The organism is Mycobacterium sp., assembly GCF_032159565.1.
In the GTDB taxonomy this organism is placed as follows: Bacteria; Actinomycetota; Actinomycetes; order Mycobacteriales; family Mycobacteriaceae; genus Mycobacterium.
The window spans coordinates 1-20837 of sequence record NZ_JAVHWR010000156.1 but is presented as its reverse complement, the minus strand read 5'-3'; the positions used below and the strand labels follow the sequence as shown (position 1 = coordinate 20837).

Annotated in this window: 23 protein-coding genes and 2 pseudogenes; 3 read left to right on the top strand and 22 right to left on the bottom strand. The window is 65.6% G+C overall.

The window, feature by feature from the left end; translation table 11 throughout:
- From QOC76_RS21400 to QOC76_RS21310, 19 genes are all read right to left on the bottom strand, one after another.
- Positions 1-320: hypothetical protein (locus QOC76_RS21400; RefSeq protein WP_526360133.1), on the bottom strand; the 320-nt coding region annotated here is incomplete at its 3' end.
- Positions 321-431: 111 nt separating this feature from the next.
- The gene (gene hypD / locus QOC76_RS21395) at positions 432-1559 is read right to left on the bottom strand and encodes a hydrogenase formation protein HypD (protein WP_526360131.1); all 1128 of its coding nucleotides are present in this window, start codon (positions 1557-1559) and stop codon (positions 432-434) included.
- Positions 1560-1578: 19 nt separating this feature from the next.
- The gene (locus QOC76_RS21390) at positions 1579-1851 is read right to left on the bottom strand and encodes a HypC/HybG/HupF family hydrogenase formation chaperone (RefSeq protein WP_526360129.1); all 273 of its coding nucleotides are present in this window, start codon (positions 1849-1851) and stop codon (positions 1579-1581) included.
- 25 nt (positions 1852-1876) lie between these two features.
- Complete coding sequence (gene hypE / locus QOC76_RS21385) at positions 1877-2977, bottom strand: hydrogenase expression/formation protein HypE (protein WP_526360127.1); 1101 nt, start codon at positions 2975-2977, stop codon at positions 1877-1879.
- Positions 2974-3663: a D-sedoheptulose-7-phosphate isomerase gene (locus QOC76_RS21380; protein WP_526360125.1), complete on the bottom strand. Its 690-nt coding sequence runs from the start codon at positions 3661-3663 to the stop codon at positions 2974-2976. The genes hypE and QOC76_RS21380 overlap by 4 nt, the downstream gene beginning before the upstream one ends.
- Positions 3660-4403, bottom strand: coding sequence for a hydrogenase assembly protein HupF (locus QOC76_RS21375; protein WP_526360123.1), 744 nt, complete (start codon positions 4401-4403; stop codon positions 3660-3662). The genes QOC76_RS21380 and QOC76_RS21375 overlap by 4 nt, the downstream gene beginning before the upstream one ends.
- Positions 4400-5155, bottom strand: coding sequence for a DUF6390 family protein (locus QOC76_RS21370; protein WP_526360121.1), 756 nt, complete (start codon positions 5153-5155; stop codon positions 4400-4402). Before QOC76_RS21370 ends, QOC76_RS21375 begins: the two co-directional genes overlap by 4 nt.
- A 4-nt stretch (positions 5156-5159) precedes the next feature.
- Positions 5160-7448: a carbamoyltransferase HypF gene (gene hypF / locus QOC76_RS21365; RefSeq protein WP_526360135.1), complete on the bottom strand. Its 2289-nt coding sequence runs from the start codon at positions 7446-7448 to the stop codon at positions 5160-5162.
- 8 nt (positions 7449-7456) lie between these two features.
- On the bottom strand, positions 7457-7711 hold the full coding sequence (locus tag QOC76_RS21360; RefSeq protein WP_526360119.1) for a HypC/HybG/HupF family hydrogenase formation chaperone: 255 nt from the start codon (positions 7709-7711) through the stop codon (positions 7457-7459).
- 3 nt (positions 7712-7714) lie between these two features.
- A complete protein-coding gene (locus tag QOC76_RS21355; protein WP_526360117.1) occupies positions 7715-8209 on the bottom strand; it encodes a hydrogenase maturation protease in 495 nt (164 codons plus the stop codon).
- Between the two features lie 4 nt (positions 8210-8213).
- Positions 8214-8333, bottom strand: a complete 120-nt coding sequence (locus tag QOC76_RS21350) for a DUF6893 family small protein (RefSeq protein WP_526360115.1) — start codon at positions 8331-8333, stop codon at positions 8214-8216.
- Positions 8321-9667 (bottom strand): hypothetical protein, encoded by a 1347-nt coding sequence (locus QOC76_RS21345; RefSeq protein ID WP_526360113.1) that lies wholly within the window; start codon positions 9665-9667, stop codon positions 8321-8323. Before QOC76_RS21345 ends, QOC76_RS21350 begins: the two co-directional genes overlap by 13 nt.
- A 22-nt stretch (positions 9668-9689) precedes the next feature.
- Complete coding sequence (locus QOC76_RS21340; RefSeq protein WP_526360111.1) at positions 9690-10334, bottom strand: DUF6084 family protein; 645 nt, start codon at positions 10332-10334, stop codon at positions 9690-9692.
- 66 nt (positions 10335-10400) lie between these two features.
- Positions 10401-11033 (bottom strand): DUF5947 family protein, encoded by a 633-nt coding sequence (locus tag QOC76_RS21335; protein ID WP_526360109.1) that lies wholly within the window; start codon positions 11031-11033, stop codon positions 10401-10403.
- Entirely contained in the window at positions 11030-11968 is a 939-nt protein-coding gene (locus QOC76_RS21330; protein WP_526360107.1) for a NifU family protein, read from the bottom strand. Before QOC76_RS21330 ends, QOC76_RS21335 begins: the two co-directional genes overlap by 4 nt.
- Before the next feature lie 3 nt (positions 11969-11971).
- Positions 11972-13768 carry a nickel-dependent hydrogenase large subunit gene (locus tag QOC76_RS21325; RefSeq protein WP_526360105.1) on the bottom strand — a complete coding sequence of 599 codons (1797 nt, stop codon included), beginning with the start codon at positions 13766-13768 and terminating at the stop codon, positions 11972-11974.
- Between the two features lie 90 nt (positions 13769-13858).
- Positions 13859-14914 carry an NADH-quinone oxidoreductase subunit B family protein gene (locus QOC76_RS21320; protein WP_526360103.1) on the bottom strand — a complete coding sequence of 352 codons (1056 nt, stop codon included), beginning with the start codon at positions 14912-14914 and terminating at the stop codon, positions 13859-13861.
- A gap of 86 nt (positions 14915-15000) precedes the next feature.
- Complete coding sequence (hypB, locus tag QOC76_RS21315) at positions 15001-15834, bottom strand: hydrogenase nickel incorporation protein HypB (protein WP_526360101.1); 834 nt, start codon at positions 15832-15834, stop codon at positions 15001-15003.
- A 2-nt stretch (positions 15835-15836) separates the two neighbouring features.
- A complete protein-coding gene (locus QOC76_RS21310; RefSeq protein ID WP_526360099.1) occupies positions 15837-16166 on the bottom strand; it encodes a hydrogenase maturation nickel metallochaperone HypA/HybF in 330 nt (109 codons plus the stop codon).
- 255 nt (positions 16167-16421) lie between these two features.
- On the opposite strand from QOC76_RS21310, the gene recA reads away from it, so the two are divergent.
- Together recA and recX are read left to right on the top strand one after the other, a co-directional pair.
- On the top strand, positions 16422-17462 hold the full coding sequence (gene recA / locus QOC76_RS21305) for a recombinase RecA (protein ID WP_526360097.1): 1041 nt from the start codon (positions 16422-16424) through the stop codon (positions 17460-17462).
- Positions 17428-17988: a recombination regulator RecX gene (gene recX / locus QOC76_RS21300; RefSeq protein WP_526360095.1), complete on the top strand. Its 561-nt coding sequence runs from the start codon at positions 17428-17430 to the stop codon at positions 17986-17988. Before recA ends, recX begins: the two co-directional genes overlap by 35 nt.
- On the opposite strand, the pseudogene QOC76_RS21295 reads toward recX, so the two are convergent.
- A pseudogene (locus tag QOC76_RS21295) lies at positions 17985-18625 on the bottom strand (SDR family NAD(P)-dependent oxidoreductase). The gene recX and the pseudogene QOC76_RS21295 overlap by 4 nt on opposite strands.
- 328 nt (positions 18626-18953) lie before the next feature.
- On the opposite strand from QOC76_RS21295, the gene QOC76_RS21290 reads away from it, so the two are divergent.
- Positions 18954-19781: a TIGR03560 family F420-dependent LLM class oxidoreductase gene (locus QOC76_RS21290; RefSeq protein WP_526360093.1), complete on the top strand. Its 828-nt coding sequence runs from the start codon at positions 18954-18956 to the stop codon at positions 19779-19781.
- On the opposite strand, the gene QOC76_RS21285 is transcribed toward QOC76_RS21290, so the two are convergent.
- Both QOC76_RS21285 and QOC76_RS21280 read right to left on the bottom strand, forming a co-directional pair.
- On the bottom strand, positions 19775-20689 hold the full coding sequence (locus tag QOC76_RS21285) for an amino acid ABC transporter permease (protein WP_526360091.1): 915 nt from the start codon (positions 20687-20689) through the stop codon (positions 19775-19777). The genes QOC76_RS21290 and QOC76_RS21285 overlap by 7 nt on opposite strands.
- Positions 20686-20837, bottom strand: a pseudogene (locus QOC76_RS21280) (amino acid ABC transporter permease); the annotation flags it as partial. The gene QOC76_RS21285 and the pseudogene QOC76_RS21280, both read right to left, overlap by 4 nt.

Below are 20837 nucleotides of genomic sequence, written 5' to 3'. Positions count from 1 at the left end.
GACTTGTAGTCGGCGTCTGCGACGGGTTTGACTGCCCCGGCTGTCCGTGCGCCACCTTCGTCGCCACCGTCGGCGGGCTTGGCGGTCGTTTGGCGCCCCTCATACGGCGGAACGGCCGACTCGACATCACGCGGCGGCTCGTTCGTGAACTTCGTATTGAACTGCGGTTCCCCGCCGCCGTGGGCCGGCACCGACTCGTCACCCTCATAGGTGCCCGACGGCCGGTCCTCTCCACCTGAAGGTACGTCCGATCCGGTGTCTCGTGATCCAGGGGCCGGTTCTCCAGCGAAGCGTTCTTGCGGGTCTTCTGGTTTGCTCATCACTACTCCTTCACAGCCGCCGCGCGGTCGCGGCGACCTAGAGCCAAGGCACCCCCGGTCGGCGGCCAAAACCGAGCGAGGCGCCGTCTAACACTTCAAGGTTTTGGCGCACTACCCCCGTTGACCGAGCAGCAGAGCTGTCTCCCGATGCAGCCTGCCGAAGTTGTAATAGGCGGCGCAGGCACCTTCTGGGGAGACCATGCACGTGCCGATCGGAGTCTCGGGTGTGCATGCAGTGCCGAACACCTTGCACTCCCATGGCTTGATGACGCCCTTCAGAACCTCTCCGCACTGGCATGCCTTGGGGTCGGCGACCCGCACACCGGGCATGTCGAACTTCAACTCCGCGTCGAACTCCGCATAGTCGTGATGAATCTTCAACGCGCTCTGCGAAATGAACCCGAGCCCACGCCATTCGAAATGGGGGCGCAGTTCGAACGTCTCACTCATCAGCTTCAACGCCTGGGTGTTGCCCTCGGCACGCACAACGCGGGTGTACTGGTTTTCGACTTCGCAGCGTCCTTCTCTGATCTGCTGCAACAGCATGTGCACCGATGCCAGGATGTCCAGCGGCTCGAATCCCGCAACTACCATTGGCTTTTGGTAGACCTCGGTGACAAACCGGTACGGCCGAGTGCCCACCACGGTGGAGACGTGGCCCGGCCCGAGGAACCCCGACAGCCGCAGGTCGGGTGACTCCAAAATCGCCTTGATCGGCGGAACGATGGTGACGTGGTTACAGAAGATGCTGAAGTTCTTGACGCCGAGCGCGCGCGCCCGCACCAGCGTCACCGCGGTGGATGGTGCGGTTGTTTCGAAGCCGACCGCGAAGAACACCACGTGCTTGTCGGGATTGTCGAGGGCCACCTTGAGCGCGTCGAGCGGAGAGTAGACGAATCTCACGTCCGCGCCTCGCGCCTTGGCTTCGATGAGATTGCCTTTGGAGCCGGGCACCCGCATCATGTCGCCGAAGGTGGTGAAGATGACGTTGGGCTGTTCGGCCAGCCACATCGCGTCGTCCACGCGCCCCATCGGGATCACGCAGACCGGGCAGCCGGGCCCGTGCACCAGCTCGACCGTCTCCGGCAGCAGATGCTCAATGCCGTGCCGGTAGATGGTGTGCGTGTGGCCGCCGCACACCTCCATGAACTTGAAATGGTCGCCGGTCGCAAGCTCGGTGATTGATTTGACCAGGGCCCGCGCGGATGCAGGGTCCCGGAATTCGTCGACGAACTTCATGCGTGCTTCCTCTTCTGGCTCAGGCGATCTCGGACGAGTTGAATGCTTCGATCTCGTTGACGTAGTCGGCGCCCATCTTCTGCACCTGATCGAGCGTCAGCTTTGCCTCGTGCTCGTCGATTTTCGCCATCGCGAACCCGACGTGCACCAACACCCAGTCACCGACCTGTAGGTTGTCGTCGGCCAGCAGGCGCACGCTGATGTTCCTGCGTACGCCGTTGACGTCGACCTTGGCCAGGGACTGTTCGGCGTCGACGATATCGACCACCTGGCCGGGAATTCCCAGACACATCGTCAAACTCCTCTCAATAGCTGTATCAACAGATTCGTGGTAGGGGATCGCCAACGAGCATGTCTACGATTCGGCTGCCGCCAAACGAAGTCCTCAGTGCGACAATGCCATTCGGCTCGGGCATGATCTCGCCCACCACCGTTGCGCGAGTACCCTGCGGGTGCGTCTGCATCGCGGCGACGGCCGCATCGGCTTCCTCGGGCGCGACGACCGCGACGAATTTGCCCTCGTTGGCGACGTAGAGCGGGTCGATGCCGAGCATGTCGCAGGCGCCGAGCACCTGCGGCTCCACCGGAAGGCTCGCCTCATCGAGGACGAGTGCGAACGGCGAGTCCTTGACGAGTTCGTTGCACACCGTTCCGAGGCCGCCGCGGGTCGCGTCGCGCATCCACCGCGTTGACGGGGCAGCCTCCAGCAGCAGCTCGACCAGTTCGTGAACCGGCGCGGTGTCGGAAGCGATGTCGGCGTCGATGGCGAGGTCGCCGCGCGCCAGCATGACCGCCATCCCGTGTTCGCCGATCGTGCCTGAGACCAACACCTTGTCGCCTGGCTGCACGAGGTCGCGGGAAAGCAGCCTGCCTTCGGGAATGACGCCAACGCCTGCGGTTGAGATGTAGACCCCGTCGGCGGCGCCCTTCCCAACGACCTTGGTGTCGCCGGTGACGATCTGGACGCCGGCCTTGGCCGCCGCTTCGCTCATGTCCGCGACGATCTCGCGCAGCTCGGCGATCGGGAACCCTTCCTCGATGACGAACGCCGCCGAAAGCCATTGCGGGCGAGCGCCCGACACTGCGAGGTCGTTGACCGTTCCGTGCACCGCGACATGCCCGATGGAACCGCCCGGGAAACGCCGCGGTGAGACGACGAACGAGTCGGTGGAGAACGCGAGTCGATCACCCGAGGGGGTGCGCAGTCCGGCAGCATCGCCGAGCAGCTCGAGCTCATCGTTACGGAATGCCTCAAGGAACACCGCGTCGACGAGGGCGGCCGACGACTTCCCGCCGGCGCCGTGTGCGAGCGTCACCACGTCGTCGAGCAGCCGCGGGCGTCGCTGGCGGAACTTGTCGATCCGTTCCAGCACGCGGTCTTCGCGTTCGGCGGCAGTCATCGCGTCGGTTGGGCTCATGAAGTGTGCACTCCGTTACGGGGTCGGGACATGTGTTCCTGCACAACCGACCAGAGCCGGAAACCCAGCAGGGCATGGCTTTCCTGGATGCGGTGGATGCTCTGGCTGTGCACCGTGTAGCAGTAATCGAGGTCCTCGGCCACCGCCATGCGGCCGCCGTCGTGGCCGGAGAACCCGATTGTCAGCAGCCCACGCTGTTTGGCTTCGGTGACGGCCGACATCAGGTCCTCGGAGTTGCCCGAGGTCGACAACGCGATGGCGACATCGCGATCGCGCGCGTGGGCGATGATCTGGCGTTTGAAGATGAGGTCGAAGCCGACGTCGTTGCCGAGGGCCGTCACGATCGCCTCGTCCGCGGCCAGCGACCATGCCGCTACGGCGCGGCCCCGGGCCGGGCGGCTGAACAACGATGCCAGCGTCGCAGCGTCGGTGGAGCTGCCGCCGTTGCCCAATGTGTAGAGGCGGCCGCCGCGCAGGAACCGTTCGGCCATCTCGACGCCCGCGGCGGTTAGCGCCGGCGCATATTCGTCCAGTGACTCCTGTTGCAGGCGTGCACTTTCGGAAGCTTTGCCCCTTGCCGATACGGATAGGTCGTCGAGGAGACTGCCTGCGTCGGTTTCCTCCGAGTCGATGAACGGATACAGAAATGCCGTGCTTTCGGTGCTTTCCTTGCCGTGCGTCGTCATCGGTTCACCTCCTCATCGCCGAGACGGGCGATGGCCGTCCCCGCGTGCACCAGCACCAGATCGTTCGGTGCAACTTCGCCCAAAATGGTGACGTCCACCCATTCCTCGCCGGTCGCGGTGCGTACCAGCGCCGAACCCATCGGGTCAGCGGGCTCGAGCACCACTTCGCCGAGCCGCCCCTCGTCGCTGCACGTCACGCAGACTTCGTCGGTGCACTCCCCGACCGGGGGCTTGAGCAGGCCGGGGTGTTCGAAACAGACGTGGGTGAGTTCCCACAGCAGGTGATACATCAGGACGAAACGTCCCGTCGCAGGCACCATCGGATCGTCGGAGTCCACCCAGAGGATGTGATTGGCCGCTCCCGCCGGTGGACGCGGGCCGGACCCGATCCACAAGGTGTGCGCGCCCCATGCCGGTGCTCGTCGCATCGCCTCGATCACGGCGGGTTCGTCGGCAGACGCCACGGCGATCAGCAGGTCACCGGGCTGGGCGGCGACCCGGGCCTGGGCCACCGGGTCGGGCTCGACGAGCGCGACCGACGGCAGCGCCCGTTTACCCATGATCACCGGATGGACGAACTCGACCGCGACGTGATGTGCGTGCGGTTCCCATTGCGGGGAGATCACCCAGAGTGTGGCGCCCTCGTGAAACCTGCGGGCCATGTCCAGCGCAGCGGCTGCCAAGTCTGCGGACAGAGCGGTGTCGACGAACCCACCGCCCGGTTCTGTGGTGACTGTCATCGGTTTCGCTCCTCCATGCGTGCGGCGTTGACCAGATCGAGCGTGGTCTGCGTCGCGTCGGCCAGCGCCGCGCACTCTTCCTCGGCGAGAACGCCGCAAGCCCAGTCCCAGTGCGCGGACACTACGTCGCCGGGTGCGGGTGGCCCAATCAGCGAGATTCCGTCCTTGCTCCACCGCACCCGCTCGGATCTCGGCTCGCCGAGCGCCAGGATGCCGTCGGCGAACATCAGCGGACGCGTCGCGATCACCGCGTGCTCATCGTCGACGGATTCAACTGCTCCCCAACGGATCCGGCAGTCCTGCAGCACTTTCAGCGCGGTCGGCGCGTCGCGGTCGAGGAACCGCACCCAGGGGTACACCACGAAGACGTGGAAACTGTGATGCGCCAGCGTGCCGTGCGGGTGGGCGAGATCGAAAAGCATCCCCGTTGCCTGACCCTTGAATGCGTGACGGAGCTTCTCCAGCAGGGCCGCCGGATCGACAAGAGCGAGCTGCGGCCCACCGACCCAGTAACTGCGCACGACGTCGGCGTCCAAGGCATCCGGCCTGCCGGCCGCCTCGGCGATGGCCCGCAGATACGGCCACGTGCCGTCGAACTCCTTGGCGTGGGCGGCAACGTCGGCCGGGTTGTCGCCGCGCAGCAGCACGCCGGAATCCGAGGGACCGCAGTACCCGAGCTCGTTTGGCGGAAACGCGTAGCGCGCGAACAATGTGTAACCCTCGGGGAGTTTCTGTTCGTGTAGGGCGGTCATCGTGTCAACCCGCCGTCCCGACCAGCAGCTGGCCAAGTGCGATACCGCCGTCGTTGGGCGGCACATGGCGGTGGGTGATCACCCGGAAACCCTTGGCTCGCAGGCCATCCAGCACCAGGCGCAGCAACATCGCGTTCTGGAACACTCCGCCGGACAATGCGACCGGCTGGCCACCCGTGTCCTCCATTCCTGCGAGCTCGACGACCAGGTCGGCGACCGCGCAGTGGAACCTCGCCCCGATCACACCAGCTGGTGTACCGGCGCGCTGATCGTCGATGATCGCGGCGAGCACGGGCCCTGGGTCGATCACCGCCGGTTGCCGGCCGGCGTCGACAGCGAATGCATAGGGCCTACCTTGCCCATCGGCGTTGCGCGACAAGCCCTCCAGCTCGATCGCGGCCTGCGCCTCATATGCCACCACGTGTCGGACATCTGCCAGGGACGACACCGCGTCGAACAACCGGCCCATGCTGGAGGTCGGAGCGCATCCGAGCCCGGTCTCGAGCTGGTGCCGCAGTGCGCGACGCTCCTCGGGTGGACACGCCCGCACCGGCGCCAGGTCCTCGTCCCAGCCCAAGCCGGCCGCCCACAGGTGCGAGAGGGCCATCCGGTACGGACGCAACACGCTGACATCACCACCTGCCAGCGGAACGTATTTCAGCTGCGCCAGCCGCTGATAGCCCTTGTAATCGGCGAGCAGCACCTCGCCACCCCAGATCGCTCGGTCGGGACCGTATCCGGTTCCGTCGAACGCGAATCCGAGCACGCGCTGTGACCCGTCCAACCCGTGTTCGGCCATGACCGCGGCGATATGTGCGTGATGATGCTGAACAGAGCGGACCGGGCGCCCGCCGGCATGGCGTTGTGCCCACGCGGTAGAGCGATAGCCCGGATGCGAGTCCGCGATAAGGATCTCCGGGCTGACCCCGGTCAGCGCCTCGAGATGCTGTTCGGCAGAGCCGAATGCCGACAGTGTTGCCAAGTCGTCCATGTCGCCGATGTGCTGACTGAGCCAGGCGTACTTGTGCTCGGCGACCGCCAACGTGTTCTTGAGATCGCCGCCGACGGCCAGTGTCGGCGGCACCGCCACCGGAAGGGCAACCGGCAGCGGCGCATAGCCGCGGGAGCGCCGGATCGGCAATTGAGTGCCCTCCACGACACGCACCACGGAGTCGTCACACGGCACCAGGATGGCGCGGTCGTGCATCAGCCAGCCGTCGGCGAGCTGCGAAAGCCGGTCCAGGGCATCGTCGTCGGTGAAACAGATCGGTTCGCCACCGAGGTTGCCCGATGTCATCACCAAGACGGGCGGTCCCGGCTCGTCGCCCGGCAGTCCGAACAGCAGCGCGTGTAACGGGGTGTAGGCCAGCATCACGCCGAGGTCTGGGTTGTGCGGTGCGACCGAGGTGGCGACGGGTGCCGCTGCGAGACGGGGCATCAGCACGATGGGGCGCTGCGGACCGCAGAGCAATCGCTGTGACGCATCGTCGATGTCCGCGACGCGGTGTGCGGTGTCGAGGTCGGGCACCATGACGGCGAAGGGCTTGTCGCCGCGGCGCTTTCGCGACCGCAACTCGGTGACCGCCGTCTCGTCGCCTGCGTCACAGGCCAGGTGGTATCCGCCGATGCCCTTGACGGCGAGGACGCCGCCGTCGCTCAGCAGTTTTCTGGCGTGCGTCAGCGCCGACTCGCCGTCAACCACTTCGCCGGCGCCGGCCCGGTAGCTCAGTGCCGGTCCGCAGTTCGGGCAGCACACCGGCTGTGCGTGGAATCGCCGGTCGGCCGGATCGCGGTATTCGCTCGCGCAGTCAGCGCACATCGGGAAGGGCGCCATCGTGGTGCTTGCGCGGTCATAGGGCAGCGAGGCGATGATGGTGAAGCGGGGACCGCAGTTGGTGCAGTTGACGAAAGCGTGCCGGTAGCGCCGGTTGGCCGGGTCGCGTTGTTCTGTCGCGCATTCGGCGCACATCGCGACATCGGGGGAGGCGAGCGTGCGGCCGCCGCCGGACCGCGACGTGTCGGTGATAACGAAGCCGGTGCCACCGACGACCGGAATCTCTTGTGTTTCAATCGATTCGATGACGGCCAGCGGGGGTGGGCGGTCACTCAGCCTGTCCAGGAAGTCGTCGAGATCGGCCGCGTCGCCCTCGACTTCGACGATCGCGCCGGAACTGTCGTTGCGCACCGACCCGGTGAGGGCGAGCGCGGCAGCGCACGTGTAGACGAACGGCCGGAAGCCGACGCCCTGGACAACGCCGTTGACGCGGATTCGCAACCGGCGCCGCCCCGTCACGGCCCCGGTCATGGTGTTGCCTCCAGGTCTTCGCCGCTGCCCATCATCTTGAGCCCGGCCATGGCGGCGTCGGCGCCCGCCTCGTCGGTTTTCTCGACCACGAAACCCATGTGGATGATCACCCAGTCGCCCGGCGCAAAGGTCTCCTCCGGCAGCATGCCGATGTTGACCTTGCGGTTTTCGCCTGCGACGTCGACGAGCGCGAGTTGACCGCCGTAGCCCTCCAGCATGTGCACGACCCGACCGGGGATTCCAAGACACATGGCTCAGCCCACCTTCGCGTCGTCGACGAGGCGGCCAACGACCTCCTCGATCGCCTTGACGGCGTCGGGGACGGTAGCGGCGACCGCCGCGGACAGGCCCATTCGCTCGTCGACGTCGTCGACTTCACAACCGACCACGACGGTGTACGGCGCAGTTCCGCCGAGAGCGGCGAGGCTGGCGAACACCGCGGCGGGATCCATGGCGTGAGCGTCGAGACCGACACCCGCCGAGAGCGTTTCATGGTCGGCCTCGAAGACGTGCAAGGTGCCCGGCGCCCCGCGGTTGGGCAGGGCGTCGACGAGCACCAGGGCGTCGCATCCGTCGAGCAGGTCATAGGCGAGGTGCATCCCCCGAATTCCATAGTCAAGCACCCGCACACGCGGGCCTGCGACGTGTTCGGGGACGTGGCGCATCACCTCGGGCCCGAAGCCGTCGTCGCCGAGGAAGATGTTGCCGATACCGGCTACCAGAATCTGGTACGTGATCGCACCTCGCAATCGCCTACATGCGCCGAATCTTGAGGTATCGCTGCAGGTCTGGCAGCGAGCGGACGCCCATCACCACCGCGCCGAGCACAACGACGCCCGCTATGACGGTGGCCGTGACACCTACTGCTTGCATGTCGGATTCCTTTCATTCAACGGTTCGACCTCATCGGGGGCGAAGTACAGGTAGCGGCCGTACCACTCGTGCAGGTCGGCGGCGGGGTCTTCCTCGATGACGACGCCGACGTGTTGGTCTCCGTCGACGGTTTCGTGCACCGACGTGACGCGGGCGATCTTGTCCGCGAAGAACAGATCCTGCGCGTCGGCACGGCGTGACGGGTGCAGGCGCACGCGGCTACCTCGGCTCACCCGCATGCCGTTCACCAGCACGGCGTCCACATCGGGCGCTACGGCGTTGTCGGCCAGCGGATCCCACCAGTCCACGCCGTCGGGTACTTCGGGAATCAGGCCGGCCGAGTCGGCGACGGCGTGCGGGTCGCGCAGTACACCGTGCAGGTTGAGCAACGCCTCGGGCGACATCGAGTCACAGCGATCGATGATCTGCGCGGCGAGCGGATCCGTCGCGCGGGCCGCTGCCTTCTCCTCGTCGGTCATCGTCATGATGCGCAGCGTGAGGATCTCGTCGATCTCCGTCGAGTCGTACAGCGCGCCCTCGCTCTGCTCGGCGATCTCGGGGTGGTCGTAGAGGATGATCGGCGATACCAGCATCAACGCCTGATCGCCCGGCGGCCCGGCGAGCACCGGGAAGCAGCGATGGTGCCGGCATCGGGCGACGGCGTTGTCGGCCGATGCCGGCGGCTCGAGGAGCGACACGAAGTCGCCGTCGATGACCTCGGCGACGAGGTGAGTGCCGATGAGCGACACGGCGATCGCGTCGTCTTTATGAGCAACGTGCGCCGCGGTGTTGCGCACGGTCATCGCGACGCGTATGAATCCGTCGTCGTGGTCTGCGGTGACCTCGAGTTGCGCGTGCAATGCACGACGGGTGCGTACCAGCCTGCCACCGTCGACGTCCTCGATGTCGGTGCCCGCGTCGAACTCGATCGGATGTACTGCCGGTAGACCCGATTCGACGTCGAGCGGCCCGACTGAGACCTCCCGTTCGATCGCCTCGTCCCAGCGCAGCCAGGATCGCGTGCCGGACACCAGTTCTTCGACCGGCTCGAATCGGCCGTCACCGCAGGACTTCTCGACGCCCCGGTGCTGCAGCTGCAGAAAGCGCACCACGATCGATACCGACGGGCGGCCCCGCGGCGCGACGAGGACCTGTGCGGACAGCGAGTCGTCTTCGCCGATCCCGGCGTCGGAGGCACCCGCGGGCCCGAGCACCCCGAACTGCCACCGCGCCTGATTCTTGCTCGAGTTTGCGCGATAGGGGTAGAGCAGATAGCCCTCGTAGAGCACCGCGTCGGCGACGGCGCGGGCCCGGAGGCGGTTGGCCGCCGACATCAGGCACCATCCCAGTCCGCGGTCATCGGATCTCCTCGGTCGAACTCGCCGCGAGCAGCGAGGTGACCGCGTCGTCGAAGGACAGCAGCCCGCGCGCCGACCGGTACGCCACCAATGCGTCGACAGTGTCTTGGTTCAGCCTCAGCCAGCCCGTGTTCGGATAGTGCTGCCGGATGAGGTCGCGCCACACCGAGACGGGCATCTCCAAGCGATCCTCACGGTCCCACGGCACCTGCTGCACCGCGAATCCCCGTTGCCCTTTCGAGAAAACCGTTCCGCTGAACAGGAATAGCAGCGGCACGTACCCGTCGCGCAGGGCGTGCAGGTACTTCGAAGCCGCCACCTCGAAGTCATAGGTGCATTCCAGAGGGAGGTTGACCTGAGTGGCGCCGGTGAAGCCCTGCACCATCGCGGTGGTCTGCAGCCACTGAAAGTTGTGCATGGTGGTGGCCCACCGCTCACGCGGTCCGAACAAGTCGACCAGACCGGCGCCCTCGTCCTCGGAATAGCCGCGCCGCATCGGCTCGATGCGCACCTGGCAGCGCAGGGCGATCGCGTGGATCGGATCCTCGCCGACGGCCGCAATTCCCAGCCGCGCGTTCAACACCGGGGTCACGGCGAACGGCTCCGGCTGGACCTCGATGACGGCGAACGTGACATCTGTCATGCGCGATCCGCCTCCGCTACTCGCTGCGAAGTCATGCGCGATCCGCCTCCGCTACTCGCTGCGAAGTCATCTCGGGACAACCTTGCTGCGGTCGTCGAGTAAAGCGAAGAACTCGTCGATGAACTTGCGAACCTGTTGGCCGCCGTCGAAACCGTGCCACAGCATCCGCAGCCTGCCGACGAACTCGTAGCAGGCGTCGATGGGCAGCAGATAACTCTGTGGCGCCGCAGTCTCGTCGTCCGGCACTCGTACGAGCACCGCCTCGGTGTCGTCGGCGAGCATGTCCACCCGGGCATCGGCGGCGCGAATCTCGTTCCACGCCTTCAGTTCGAGCTCGGACTCGGTGGCGCCCGCAGGTCCGGGATAGAACGCCACCGTTCGTCCGAGCGCCGAATTGCGGAAGAAGAACGCCAGCCCCACCGGTATCTGGAGGACCTCCCAGTGCCGCCGATCCAGTGCGAAGTCCGGAAAAGCGAGATAGCGGTCGGGGACGGCGCGAAACCGCAACTTCGCCTGTTCCTCGGTGAACAGCAGATAGCACCCTCGGCAGACGCACATCAACTGTCTGCCTTCGACGTTCACCACGTGCTGGTGCTCGTCGGCGATCGCCTCCGAGCACATCTCGCACCGTTCGCCTGCCGGCTGCGGCGCCGTTCTGGCGGCACGGATACGGGAAAGGACGTCATATGCACCGGTCATGACGCCACCGCCTCGGCGACCGCCATCGAAAGGATTCCGTCGCGCTCCAGCAGCGGTACCGGCTCGAGATGCGCTCCGTCTTTTCCACCCAGCCCGTTGTCTCCGTCGACGCAGGCACCCGCGTGCACGACGTCGAAATGCGCACGGCAGCGCGGGCACCGCAGCACCGCCTCGTCGGCGGCCGAACCCATGCGTCGATGCAGCACCGCACCGGCAAGCGACTCACCGCACGCGCCGCACCGGTCCCGGTACGCGAACAGCTGGTCACCGAGCCGGCAGGCCAGCACGGTAGTGCCCGCCACCGCGAACCCACCGACTTCTCCCGGCGCGAGTTCGGCGATGTCGGGCACCGGATGCCACATGTGCCCCTGCGGATGCGTGCGTACACGGCTCATCAGGCTGTTCGCCGGAATCACCGCGGCAGGCTTGGCATCAGTTTCCGCGGCCACCACCTCGATCGACGAGATCTCCGGCGCTGCAGCGCGTACCGCGTCTTCGACGGTCAGCTCGAGGGTGACGGCCGACGACGGGCAGCTCTTGCAGCTGCCCGCGAACTGCAACCGGACAACGTCGCCGTCGACCTCGAGGAGATGGACGTCGCCGCCGTGCGAGCCGAGATACGGCCGCACGCCGTCCAGCGCGTCCTCGATCCGTCGCTCGACGCCGTGCGGGTGCAACCCGTGCACCAGCAGCAGGCTGGCGATCAGGTCGTCGGTGGAGAACGCGTCTGCAAGTCCGGGCTGCGCCGTGAGGGCCATGCCCATCATCCGCTCGAGGCCTGCGCCGTAGAGGTCGGCTACCTCGCGGACCAATTGCTCCGCACGTTCGTGCGCCACGACGCCACCTGTTGCGCTGGCGTCGAGGAGGTTCTGTATCCGATCGCCCGCCGTGCGCCACTGCGCGTCCTGTCCGGGGTTATCTGGGCGATGCGGCATATGTCATTCCCCGGTGACGGATTGGGTGGGGGAGTGCAACCTCTCGAGCGTCTTCCCCTTGCCCAGATACATGTGCACACCGCAGGGCAGGCACGGATCGAAGCTGCGCACCGTACGCATGATGTCGATGCCCTTGAAGTGCTCGCGGTCGTTCTCCTCGAAGATCGGCTGACCTTGAACGGCGTCCTCGTAAGGGCCCGGCGTTCCGTAGCTGTCGCGTGGATTCGCATTCCACGGCGTCGGCGGGTACGGGTGGTAGTTCGCGATCTTGCCGTCGCGGATCACCATGTGATGGCTGAGCACCCCGCGCACCGCCTCGGTGAACCCGCAGCCGATGCCGTCCTTGGGTACGTCGAACTTCTCCCAGGTCTTGGTGCGGCCGGCGCGGATCTCGACCAGTGCTTTCTCGGCGAAATGCAGCGCGCAGGCGGCGGCATAGGCCTGGAAGTACGTCCGTGCCCGGTTGCGTTCGATCGTGTTGCTGCCGTACTGCGGAACCTTCCACTCCAGCGAAACCGGGCCCTTCAGCGCGGTTTTCGGCAGGTTGATCTGCACGCTGGTGCCGGTGGCCTTGACGTAGCCGATGTCGACCAGGCCGGCGAGCGCCGTCGACCACAGCCGCGCCAGCGGCCCACCGCCGGTGTCCAGCGCCAGATGGTCCGTGCCGTCGAACCACCGCGGGGACATCACCCAGCTGTAATTCGAATCGAAGTCGCGCTTCTGCGGACGCGGGTTGGTGTGCTGATTCCACGGATGGCGCCGATCAATCGGATTGCCGAGCGGATCGGTCTTGACGAACATCTCCTGGTCGGTCCAGTCGTCGTAATAGCTGTGCCCCAGCAGGATCCGGATTCCGAGGTTGATGTCCACCAGCGAATGGGTGTGTAGCTTGCCGTCGATCACCACGCCGGGCGTGACGAACATGGCGTTGCCCCACGCCTCCATGTCCTTGTAGTTGAAGTTGCACACCTCGGGGTCCTGGAAGGAGCCCCAGCAGCCGAGCAGGGTGCGGCGCAGACCGACCTGGTCGTAGCCGGGCAGCGCCTCGTAGAAGAAGTCGAAAAGGTCGTCGTGCATCGGCACGACCTTCTTCATGAACTCGACGTAGCGCATCAGCCGGGACATGTAATCCGTCATCAACTGGATGGTGGCCGTGGTGCCGATGCCACCCGGATACAGCGTCGACGGATGGACGTGCCGGCCTTCCATGAGGCAGAACATTTCTCGCGTCCACCGACTCACCTGCAGCGCCTCCCGGTAGAACTCGCCGGTGAACGGATTGAGCGCACGCATGATCTCGGCAATGGTCTTGTACCCGTGCGCCTCCGCATTCGGCGCCTGGGTGTTCTCGGCCTTGGCCAGTACGCCCGGGTTGGTCTCGGACACCATCTTCTCGCAGTAGTCAACGCCGACCAGGTTCTCCTGGAAGATGTTGTGATCGAACATGTATTCCGCGGCCTCGCCGAGATTGATCAGCCACTCACCGAGGTGCGGCGGCTTCACGCCGTAAGCCATGTTCTGGCAGTAGACCGAGCACGTGCAGTGATTGTCACCGCAGATACCGCAGATCCGGCTGGTGATGAAGTGGGCGTCCCGGGGATCCTTGCCCTTCATGAAGATCGAATAGCCGCGGAAGATCGACGACGTGCTGTGACACTCGACTACTTCTTTGTTCTCGAAGTCGATCTTGGTGTAGATGCCGAGGCTGCCGACGATTCGGGTGATGGGGTCCCATGCCATCTCGACGAGCTGGCCCGGGTCGCGCTTGGCGTGTGACGGCTGGGGGATGATCGTTGTCATCGCAAATCTCTCTCTGTCTAGGGTCCACTGCGCCACAGGGCTTTCGCCGAACCGGGCCACCGCCCGCCGTGTGCGCCGAAGGACCCGCACCTACCAGGTGCGGGTTGCTCCGGTGGTGAGCTTGGTGCCGGGAGTCCGCCACTTCGGCTCTTTGTCGACCGTCTTGCCGGTTACATGACGCAGGCTACGAATCATCGATCCGTACAGTCCCGAGGCCGTGGTCGACACGAGGGCGCCCGGCGGCTCATCCATGAACGGCATGAACTTGTCAGGGAAGCCGGGCATCGTGCAGCCGATGCAGATGCCGCCGACGTTGGGGCAACCGCCGATCCCGTTGATCCATCCGCGCTTGGGCACGTTGCATTTGACGACGGGACCCCAGCAGCCAAGCTTGACAATGCATTTCGGCGACCCGTACTCGGTCGCGAAATCGCCTTGCTCGTAATAGCCTGCCCGGTCGCAGCCTTCGTGCACGGTTGCGCCGAACAGCCACTTCGGTCGTAAGGCCTCGTCCAACGGAATCATCGGTGCTTGCTCGGTTGCCATGTAGAGGAGATAGGTCAGTGTCTCAGCCATGTTGTCCGGATGGGCCGGGCAGCCGGGCACGCAGACGATCGGGATGCCTGCCTTGCTCTTCCAGTCCCACCCCAGATAGTCGGGCACCCCCATCGCTCCTGTCGGGTTGCCCGCCATAGCGTGGATTCCACCGTATGTCGCGCAGGTTCCGACGGCGACGATCGCGGTGGCTTTGGGTGCCAGCCGGTCGAGCCACTCACTGGTGGTCATCGGCTGCCCGGTGGCGGGATCGTTGCCGAAGCCGCACCAGTAACCCTCCTCATGGAGCTGCTCGTTGGGAATGGACCCTTCCACGACCAACACGAACGGTTCGAGTTCACCGCGGTCGGCCTTGAAGAACCATTCGAGGAAATCGTCCGCACCCCCGTTTGGTCCACATTCGAAATCGATCAGGGGCCAGTGCACGGCGATTTTTGGCAGCCCGGGAAGCGCGCCAAGCGCGATTTCCTCGATGCTGGGTTGCGTGGCGGCAGTCAGCGCCACTGAATCTCCGTCACAACTCAGGCCCGCGTTGATCCACAGAACGTGGATCAGTGCTTCTTCCGCTTTGACTGCTGCCTCCGTTGGCATATGTCACAGCTTTCCGGGCCCGGGCTGGGGGCCCAATCGCCACAATGGACGTTGTGCGCCCAATTAGCCGAGCGCTGATTCTCGGTTTACTCCGGGGAGTATGTCTTGTCAACGGAAACTTGTGACATGTCAGCCTTTGCCGATGCGCCTGCCTGCGAAGCGATCCAGTCGTACCATGCTGGGACGCCCTCACCGGTGGTGGCCGACAGCGGCAATATATTGACACCGGGGTTAACCGAGCGCGCGTAGCCAGCGCACTGTTCGAGGTCGAAGTCGACATACGGCAGGAGGTCGACCTTGTTGATGATGACGAGCCCGGCCGCGGCAAACATGTGCGGATATTTCAGCGGTTTGTCCGCGCCTTCGGTCACGGAGATGACCACCACTTTGCTGTGCTCGCCGAGGTCGAACAGCGCCGGGCAGACCAGATTGCCGACGTTCTCGATGAACAGCAGCGACCCGGATTCCGGCTCGAGTGCGTGCAGCGCGCGGTGCACCATGTCGGCATCGAGATGGCAGCCAGCGCCGGTGTTGATCTGAACCGCCCGCGCGCCCGCGGTCCTGATCCGCTCGGCGTCGAGCAACGTCTCCTGATCGCCTTCGATGACGGCGACGGGCCGGTCGGACTTCAACTCGCGGATGGTGCGCTCGAGCAGCGTCGTTTTTCCCGCGCCCGGTGAGCTGGTGACGTTGAGCGCGAGCACTCCGCGTCCGAGAAGCCACTGCCGGTTCTGCTCGGCGAGCCGGTCGTTCTTCTCGAGGACCTTTTCCTCCAGTGAGATGGTCTCGGTTTGGGTGTGGCCGTCGTCGTGGCGATGGTCGTCGTGGTGATGGTGGTCATGATCGCCGTTGTGGTTGTGGGTCTGGCCCGCAACGGTGATGACGGCACCGTCGGCGCCGCAGCCGCATGTCGCGCACATCGTCAGCTCACTTCCATCGAGAGGATCCGCAGGTCACGGCCGGCCAGCACTTCGACATCGGCACTTCCGCACGGGCACAGCAGGATCGGGTCGTGCAACTCGAACTCCCGTTGACAGGTGCGGCAGCGGGCGGCGCCGGGTCGGAGGTCGAGGTCGAGGAGGGCGCCGTCGGCCACCGTGCCCTGGGTGGCCAGCTCGAAGCAGAACTGCATGGAGTCGGGAACCACGGCGCACAGCTCACCGACCTCGAGCTTGACGCTGTGCACGCGGCGACCCGCGGCATGCTCACACACCGCGTCGACAACACTCTGCGTAATCGCCATTTCGTGCATGTTTGTCCGCTCTGCCGAGCCGGTGACCCAACCATAGGCCGATTTTCTCTGTGACCGCGGGTGATCGGCGTGTCAGCTTGAATCGAACAGGTGTTCGTCTACTGTGGGCAGTGTTCGACGGCTAGATGCTGGGACGAGGCGAGCGAAGCGACGGGAAATAAGGCGTGAGCGCGACTTGTCGGTGGCGGCCTCTAGCGTCACGGCCAACTGATCGACAACCGATCACCGAACACACTAGGACGGGAGACCACCCCCATGACGCAGGGACCTGATCGCGAGAAAGCCCTCGAGCTTGCCCTCGCCCAGATCGAGAAGAGTCACGGCAAAGGCTCGGTGATGCGGCTCGGTGACGAGATCCGCCAGCCGATTTCGGTCATTCCCACCGGGTCCATCGCCCTGGACGTGGCGCTCGGAATCGGCGGGTTGCCGCGCGGACGTGTTGTCGAGATCTACGGCCCGGAATCCTCGGGTAAGACCACTGTTGCGCTGCACGCGGTGGCCAACGCGCAGGCGGCCGGAGGAATCGCGGCGTTCATCGACGCCGAGCACGCGCTGGATCCGGACTATGCCAGCAAGCTGGGCGTGGACACCGACTCGCTGCTGGTGTCCCAGCCCGACACCGGTGAACAGGCGCTGGAGATCGCCGACATGCTGATCCGCTCCGGCGCCCTGGACATTCTGGTGATCGACTCGGTGGCCGCGTTGGTGCCGCGCGCGGAGATCGAGGGTGAGATGGGCGACAGCCACGTCGGCCTGCAGGCCCGACTGATGAGCCAGGCGCTGCGCAAGCTCACTGGCGCGCTGAGCAATTCGGGCACCACCGCAATTTTCATCAACCAGCTCCGCGAGAAAATCGGGGTGATGTTCGGAAGCCCAGAAACGACAACGGGCGGAAAGGCTTTGAAGTTCTATGCCTCGGTTCGCCTGGACGTCAGGCGAATTGAGACCCTGAAGGACGGCACCGACGCGGTCGGCAACCGTACCCGCTGCAAGGTCGTCAAGAACAAGATGGCGCCGCCGTTCAAGCAGGCCGAGTTTGACATCCTCTACGGCAAGGGCATCAGCAAGGAAGGCTCGCTCATCGACATGGGTGTCGAACAGGGCTTCATCCGCAAGTCCGGCTCGTGGTTCACCTACGAGGGTGAGCAGCTGGGCCAGGGCAAGGAGAACGCCCGCACCTTCCTGATGGAGAACGCCGACGTGGCCAACGAGATCGAGAAGAAGATCAAGGAAAAGCTGGGCATCGGCGCCGTGGTGACCGATGACGAAGTCCTGCCTGCCCCCGTTGACTTCTAAGTCGGCTGAGCTCTCCCGCGAGGAGCAGGCGCGGGATCCCCGCGCACGCGAGGAGCAGGCGCGAAGCCTGTGCCTGCGCCTGCTCACCGCGAGGGCGCGCACCCGCGCAGAGCTGGCCGGCCAGCTGGCCAAGCGCGGCTATCCCGACGATGTCAGCAACCGGGTGCTCGACCGGCTTGCCGACGTCGGTCTCATCGACGATGCCGACTTCGCCGAGCAGTGGGTGCGGTCGCGCCGGGAGAACGCCGGGAAAGGTAAGCGCGCGTTGGCCGCGGAGCTTCGCACCAAAGGTGTCGACAACGAGGTCATCACCGCCGCGCTGGCCGATATCGACGCCGGAGCCGAGCGCGAGCGCGCCGAGCAGCTCGTCAGCGACAAGCTGCGCCGCGAACGGCTCACCGACGACGACGCCAAGCTGGCCCGGCGGCTGGTCGGCATGCTGGCCCGACGCGGGTACAGCCAGACCATGGCGTTCGACGTCGTCAAGGTGGCGCTGGCCAACGAACGCGAACGCAGAAAGATCTAGCTCGCCGTGAAGTCGGCCGACAGGCTGATCGGCCGCCACTGCTCCTGGTCTGTGGCTGTGCGTGCAAGCTTGGCAGCGACATCCTCAATCGCATTGGCGCCAAGCTGGATTCGCTCGGGCAGCTCGTCGCAGTCGGCGAGGTCGACGATGATCTTGGCGGCCTTCACCGGGTCGCCGTCCTGACCGTAGTTCGAGTCGGTGGCCCAGTCGCGGGCCGCACCCGCCGTCGCCGAGTATTCGTCGATCCGTGTCTGCACCACCGAAAGGCTGCTGCCGTCAAGGAAGTTGGTGCGGAACGGTCCCGGTTCGATGGCCACCGACTTGATGCCCAGCGGCGCCAACTCGTGGGTCATGGCCTCCGACAGCGCCTCGACCGCGAACTTTGTGGCGGCGTAGACGCCCCAGCCGGGCCATGCCACGAAACCGCCGACCGAGGAAAGGTTGACCACCAGGCCGGACCGCGCCGCCCGCATGTGCGGCAGGACCGCTCGGGTGACCGCGAGCAGCCCGAACACATTGATGTCGAAGATTGCCGAGCCTCGGCATCGGAGGTTTCCTCGACCGCGCCCACTAGTCCGCGGCCCGCGTTGTTGACCAGTACATCGATGCGAGCGAACCGCTCGATCGCGGCGTCCACCGCGGCGCTCACCTGCTCGGGCACCCGACGTCGAGTCCGACGGCGTGCAGGCGTCGCCACCGTCGGCAATCGCGTCGCGCACCGCCTGCGGGTTGCGGGCGGTCGCCACCACGCTGTCGCCGCGGGACAGCGCCTCCCTGGTGATCTCGAGTCCGAAGCCGCGGGATGCCCCGGTGATGAACCACACTGCCATGTCGAATCCTTTCCCTGCTCCGTTGTCTAACACAACGGGGTTCGCAGGGCATGCGACTCCGGAGACCCAGGTACGGCCGGCCGGACGGAATGCGGGCGATACTGCCGGAGCTCGTCGGCCGGTAGGTTTGCGGCCATGCTGCTCTCCGCCAAAATCGCTCCCACCTTCGACTACCCCGTGCTGGAGCAGTTCTGGCGCGCCGCCGACGAACTGGGCTTCCATTCCGTCGCCAACTACGACCATTTCTACGGGCTGATCGACAACACCGTACCGACGTTCGAGGGCTGGACGTCGCTTGCCGCCATGGCCGCGGTCGTGTCGCGGGCGCGGGTGAGTTGCTTGGTGACGGGTGTGACGTACCGCAACCCGGCGGTACTGGCGAAGATGGCGGTGACGGTCGACCACATCAGCGGCGGACGTCTCGACTTCGGACTCGGGGCCGGCTGGCATGAAGCCGAGCACCGCGGCTACGGACTCGAGTTCCCCAGCGCGGGAACGCGGGTGGCCATGCTGGATGAAGCGCTGACCGTCATCAGGAGACTGTGGAGAGAGGAGTCGGTCAGCTTCGAAGGCCGCTTCTATACGCTGCGCGACGCGTTGTGCGAACCGAAACCCCTGCAGCGACCGTATCCGCCGATCGTCATCGGAGGAGAGAAACCCAAGATGCTGCGGGTCATCGCACGCCATGCCGACGAGTGGAACGTGCCGAGCCACGGCGATGTGGTGGAGTGGGCGAGAACCAGCGCCAATCTCGACGAGGCGTGCGAGGAGGTCGGTCGGGATCCGTTGGAGATCCGGCGCTCGGTGCAGTTGTTCATCCAGCCGGCCGAGGAAGGGCACCTGGACGCGCAACTGGGCACGCTTCCCGAGCTGGAGGCTTGCGGCTGCAAGCATGCGGTGCTGTCGTTCTATCAGCCGCCGACGGCACAGCAGCTGGAGAAGTGCGCTCAGCGCATTCAGTAGGTGTGCGACTGATCTCCCAGCGCGGCGAGTTTCACCTGGGAGCCAGGGGCGCCCTCCTGCTCGATCGCCTTGGGATCCAACGGGGTCGGCGCGCGACGCGACCGCCTCATACGTCCTTCCAGCCACGTGGCGAACCAGGACAGCGCGAAGTTCACTGCGATCATCAACGCGGCGACCACGATCAGCGCGGGGATGTAATTGCTGTACGCCGCACCGATGTTCGTGCCCTGCCTGACCGTTTCGAGGAACGTGATCTGGTAACCGATCGCGGTGTCCTTGAGCACCACCACCATCTGGGAGATGAGCACCGGCAACATCGACGTGATGGCCTGGGGGAGCAGGATGGTCCGCATGGTCTGGCCCCATGTCAGACCCAGTGCGAAGGACGCCTCCGACTGTCCGCGCGGTAGGGCGTTCACGCCCGCGCGCACGATTTCGGCGATGACGGCGCCGTTGTAGAACGTCAGGCCGGTGATCACGCCGGCGAGCGCGAGCTGCTTGCCGGGAAAGACGTCGTAGAGCGCGAACAGTCCGAATGCGAAGAGCATCATCACCAGCACCGGCACCGCGCGGAAGAATTCGACGAAAACGGCGCACGGCCAGCGAATCGCGGGGTGGGAGGACATCCGGCCGATGCCTAACACGAAACCGAGCAGCAGCGCCAGCACGATGGACACCGTGGCGGCCGCGAGGGTGCCCTGGACGCCGGGCAGGATGTAGGTCTTCCACAGGTTGGCGGTCAGGAACGGTTCCCATTTCGCCGCGGTGAGCTGACCCTTCGAGTTCAGCTTCGAGTACACCACCCAGGCCATCAGGAGCAGGAGCACCACGGTGATGGCTGTGATCACCCAGTTGCGGACCCTGGCCCTCGGCCCGGGCGCATCGAAGAGAACCGACGACGCGGTCACCTTGCCACCGCCAAACGCTTGCCGAGCCAGCCGAAGAAGAGGCCAAGCGGCAAGGTGAGCACGACGAACCCGAGAGCGAAGATGGCGCCGACGGTCAGCAGTGCGGCGGTGTTCTCGATCATCTCCTTCATCAGCAGCGCTGCCTCGG

Coding starts and splice junctions, on each gene's coding strand:
- hypD (WP_526360131.1), bottom strand. CDS start 1,559: ATGAAGTTCGTCGACGAATTCCGGGACCCTGCATCCGCGCGGGCCCTG.
- QOC76_RS21390 (WP_526360129.1), bottom strand. CDS start 1,851: ATGTGTCTGGGAATTCCCGGCCAGGTGGTCGATATCGTCGACGCCGAA.
- hypE (WP_526360127.1), bottom strand. CDS start 2,977: ATGAGCCCAACCGACGCGATGACTGCCGCCGAACGCGAAGACCGCGTG.
- QOC76_RS21380 (WP_526360125.1), bottom strand. CDS start 3,663: ATGACGACGCACGGCAAGGAAAGCACCGAAAGCACGGCATTTCTGTAT.
- QOC76_RS21375 (WP_526360123.1), bottom strand. CDS start 4,403: ATGACAGTCACCACAGAACCGGGCGGTGGGTTCGTCGACACCGCTCTG.
- QOC76_RS21370 (WP_526360121.1), bottom strand. CDS start 5,155: ATGACCGCCCTACACGAACAGAAACTCCCCGAGGGTTACACATTGTTC.
- QOC76_RS21360 (WP_526360119.1), bottom strand. CDS start 7,711: ATGTGTCTTGGAATCCCCGGTCGGGTCGTGCACATGCTGGAGGGCTAC.
- QOC76_RS21350 (WP_526360115.1), bottom strand. CDS start 8,333: ATGCAAGCAGTAGGTGTCACGGCCACCGTCATAGCGGGCGTCGTTGTG.
- QOC76_RS21345 (WP_526360113.1), bottom strand. CDS start 9,667: ATGTCGGCGGCCAACCGCCTCCGGGCCCGCGCCGTCGCCGACGCGGTG.
- QOC76_RS21340 (WP_526360111.1), bottom strand. CDS start 10,334: ATGACAGATGTCACGTTCGCCGTCATCGAGGTCCAGCCGGAGCCGTTC.
- QOC76_RS21335 (WP_526360109.1), bottom strand. CDS start 11,033: ATGACCGGTGCATATGACGTCCTTTCCCGTATCCGTGCCGCCAGAACG.
- QOC76_RS21330 (WP_526360107.1), bottom strand. CDS start 11,968: ATGCCGCATCGCCCAGATAACCCCGGACAGGACGCGCAGTGGCGCACG.
- QOC76_RS21325 (WP_526360105.1), bottom strand. CDS start 13,768: ATGACAACGATCATCCCCCAGCCGTCACACGCCAAGCGCGACCCGGGC.
- QOC76_RS21320 (WP_526360103.1), bottom strand. CDS start 14,914: ATGCCAACGGAGGCAGCAGTCAAAGCGGAAGAAGCACTGATCCACGTT.
- hypB (WP_526360101.1), bottom strand. CDS start 15,834: ATGTGCGCGACATGCGGCTGCGGCGCCGACGGTGCCGTCATCACCGTT.
- QOC76_RS21310 (WP_526360099.1), bottom strand. CDS start 16,166: ATGCACGAAATGGCGATTACGCAGAGTGTTGTCGACGCGGTGTGTGAG.
- recA (WP_526360097.1), top strand. CDS start 16,422: ATGACGCAGGGACCTGATCGCGAGAAAGCCCTCGAGCTTGCCCTCGCC.
- recX (WP_526360095.1), top strand. CDS start 17,428: ATGACGAAGTCCTGCCTGCCCCCGTTGACTTCTAAGTCGGCTGAGCTC.
- QOC76_RS21290 (WP_526360093.1), top strand. CDS start 18,954: ATGCTGCTCTCCGCCAAAATCGCTCCCACCTTCGACTACCCCGTGCTG.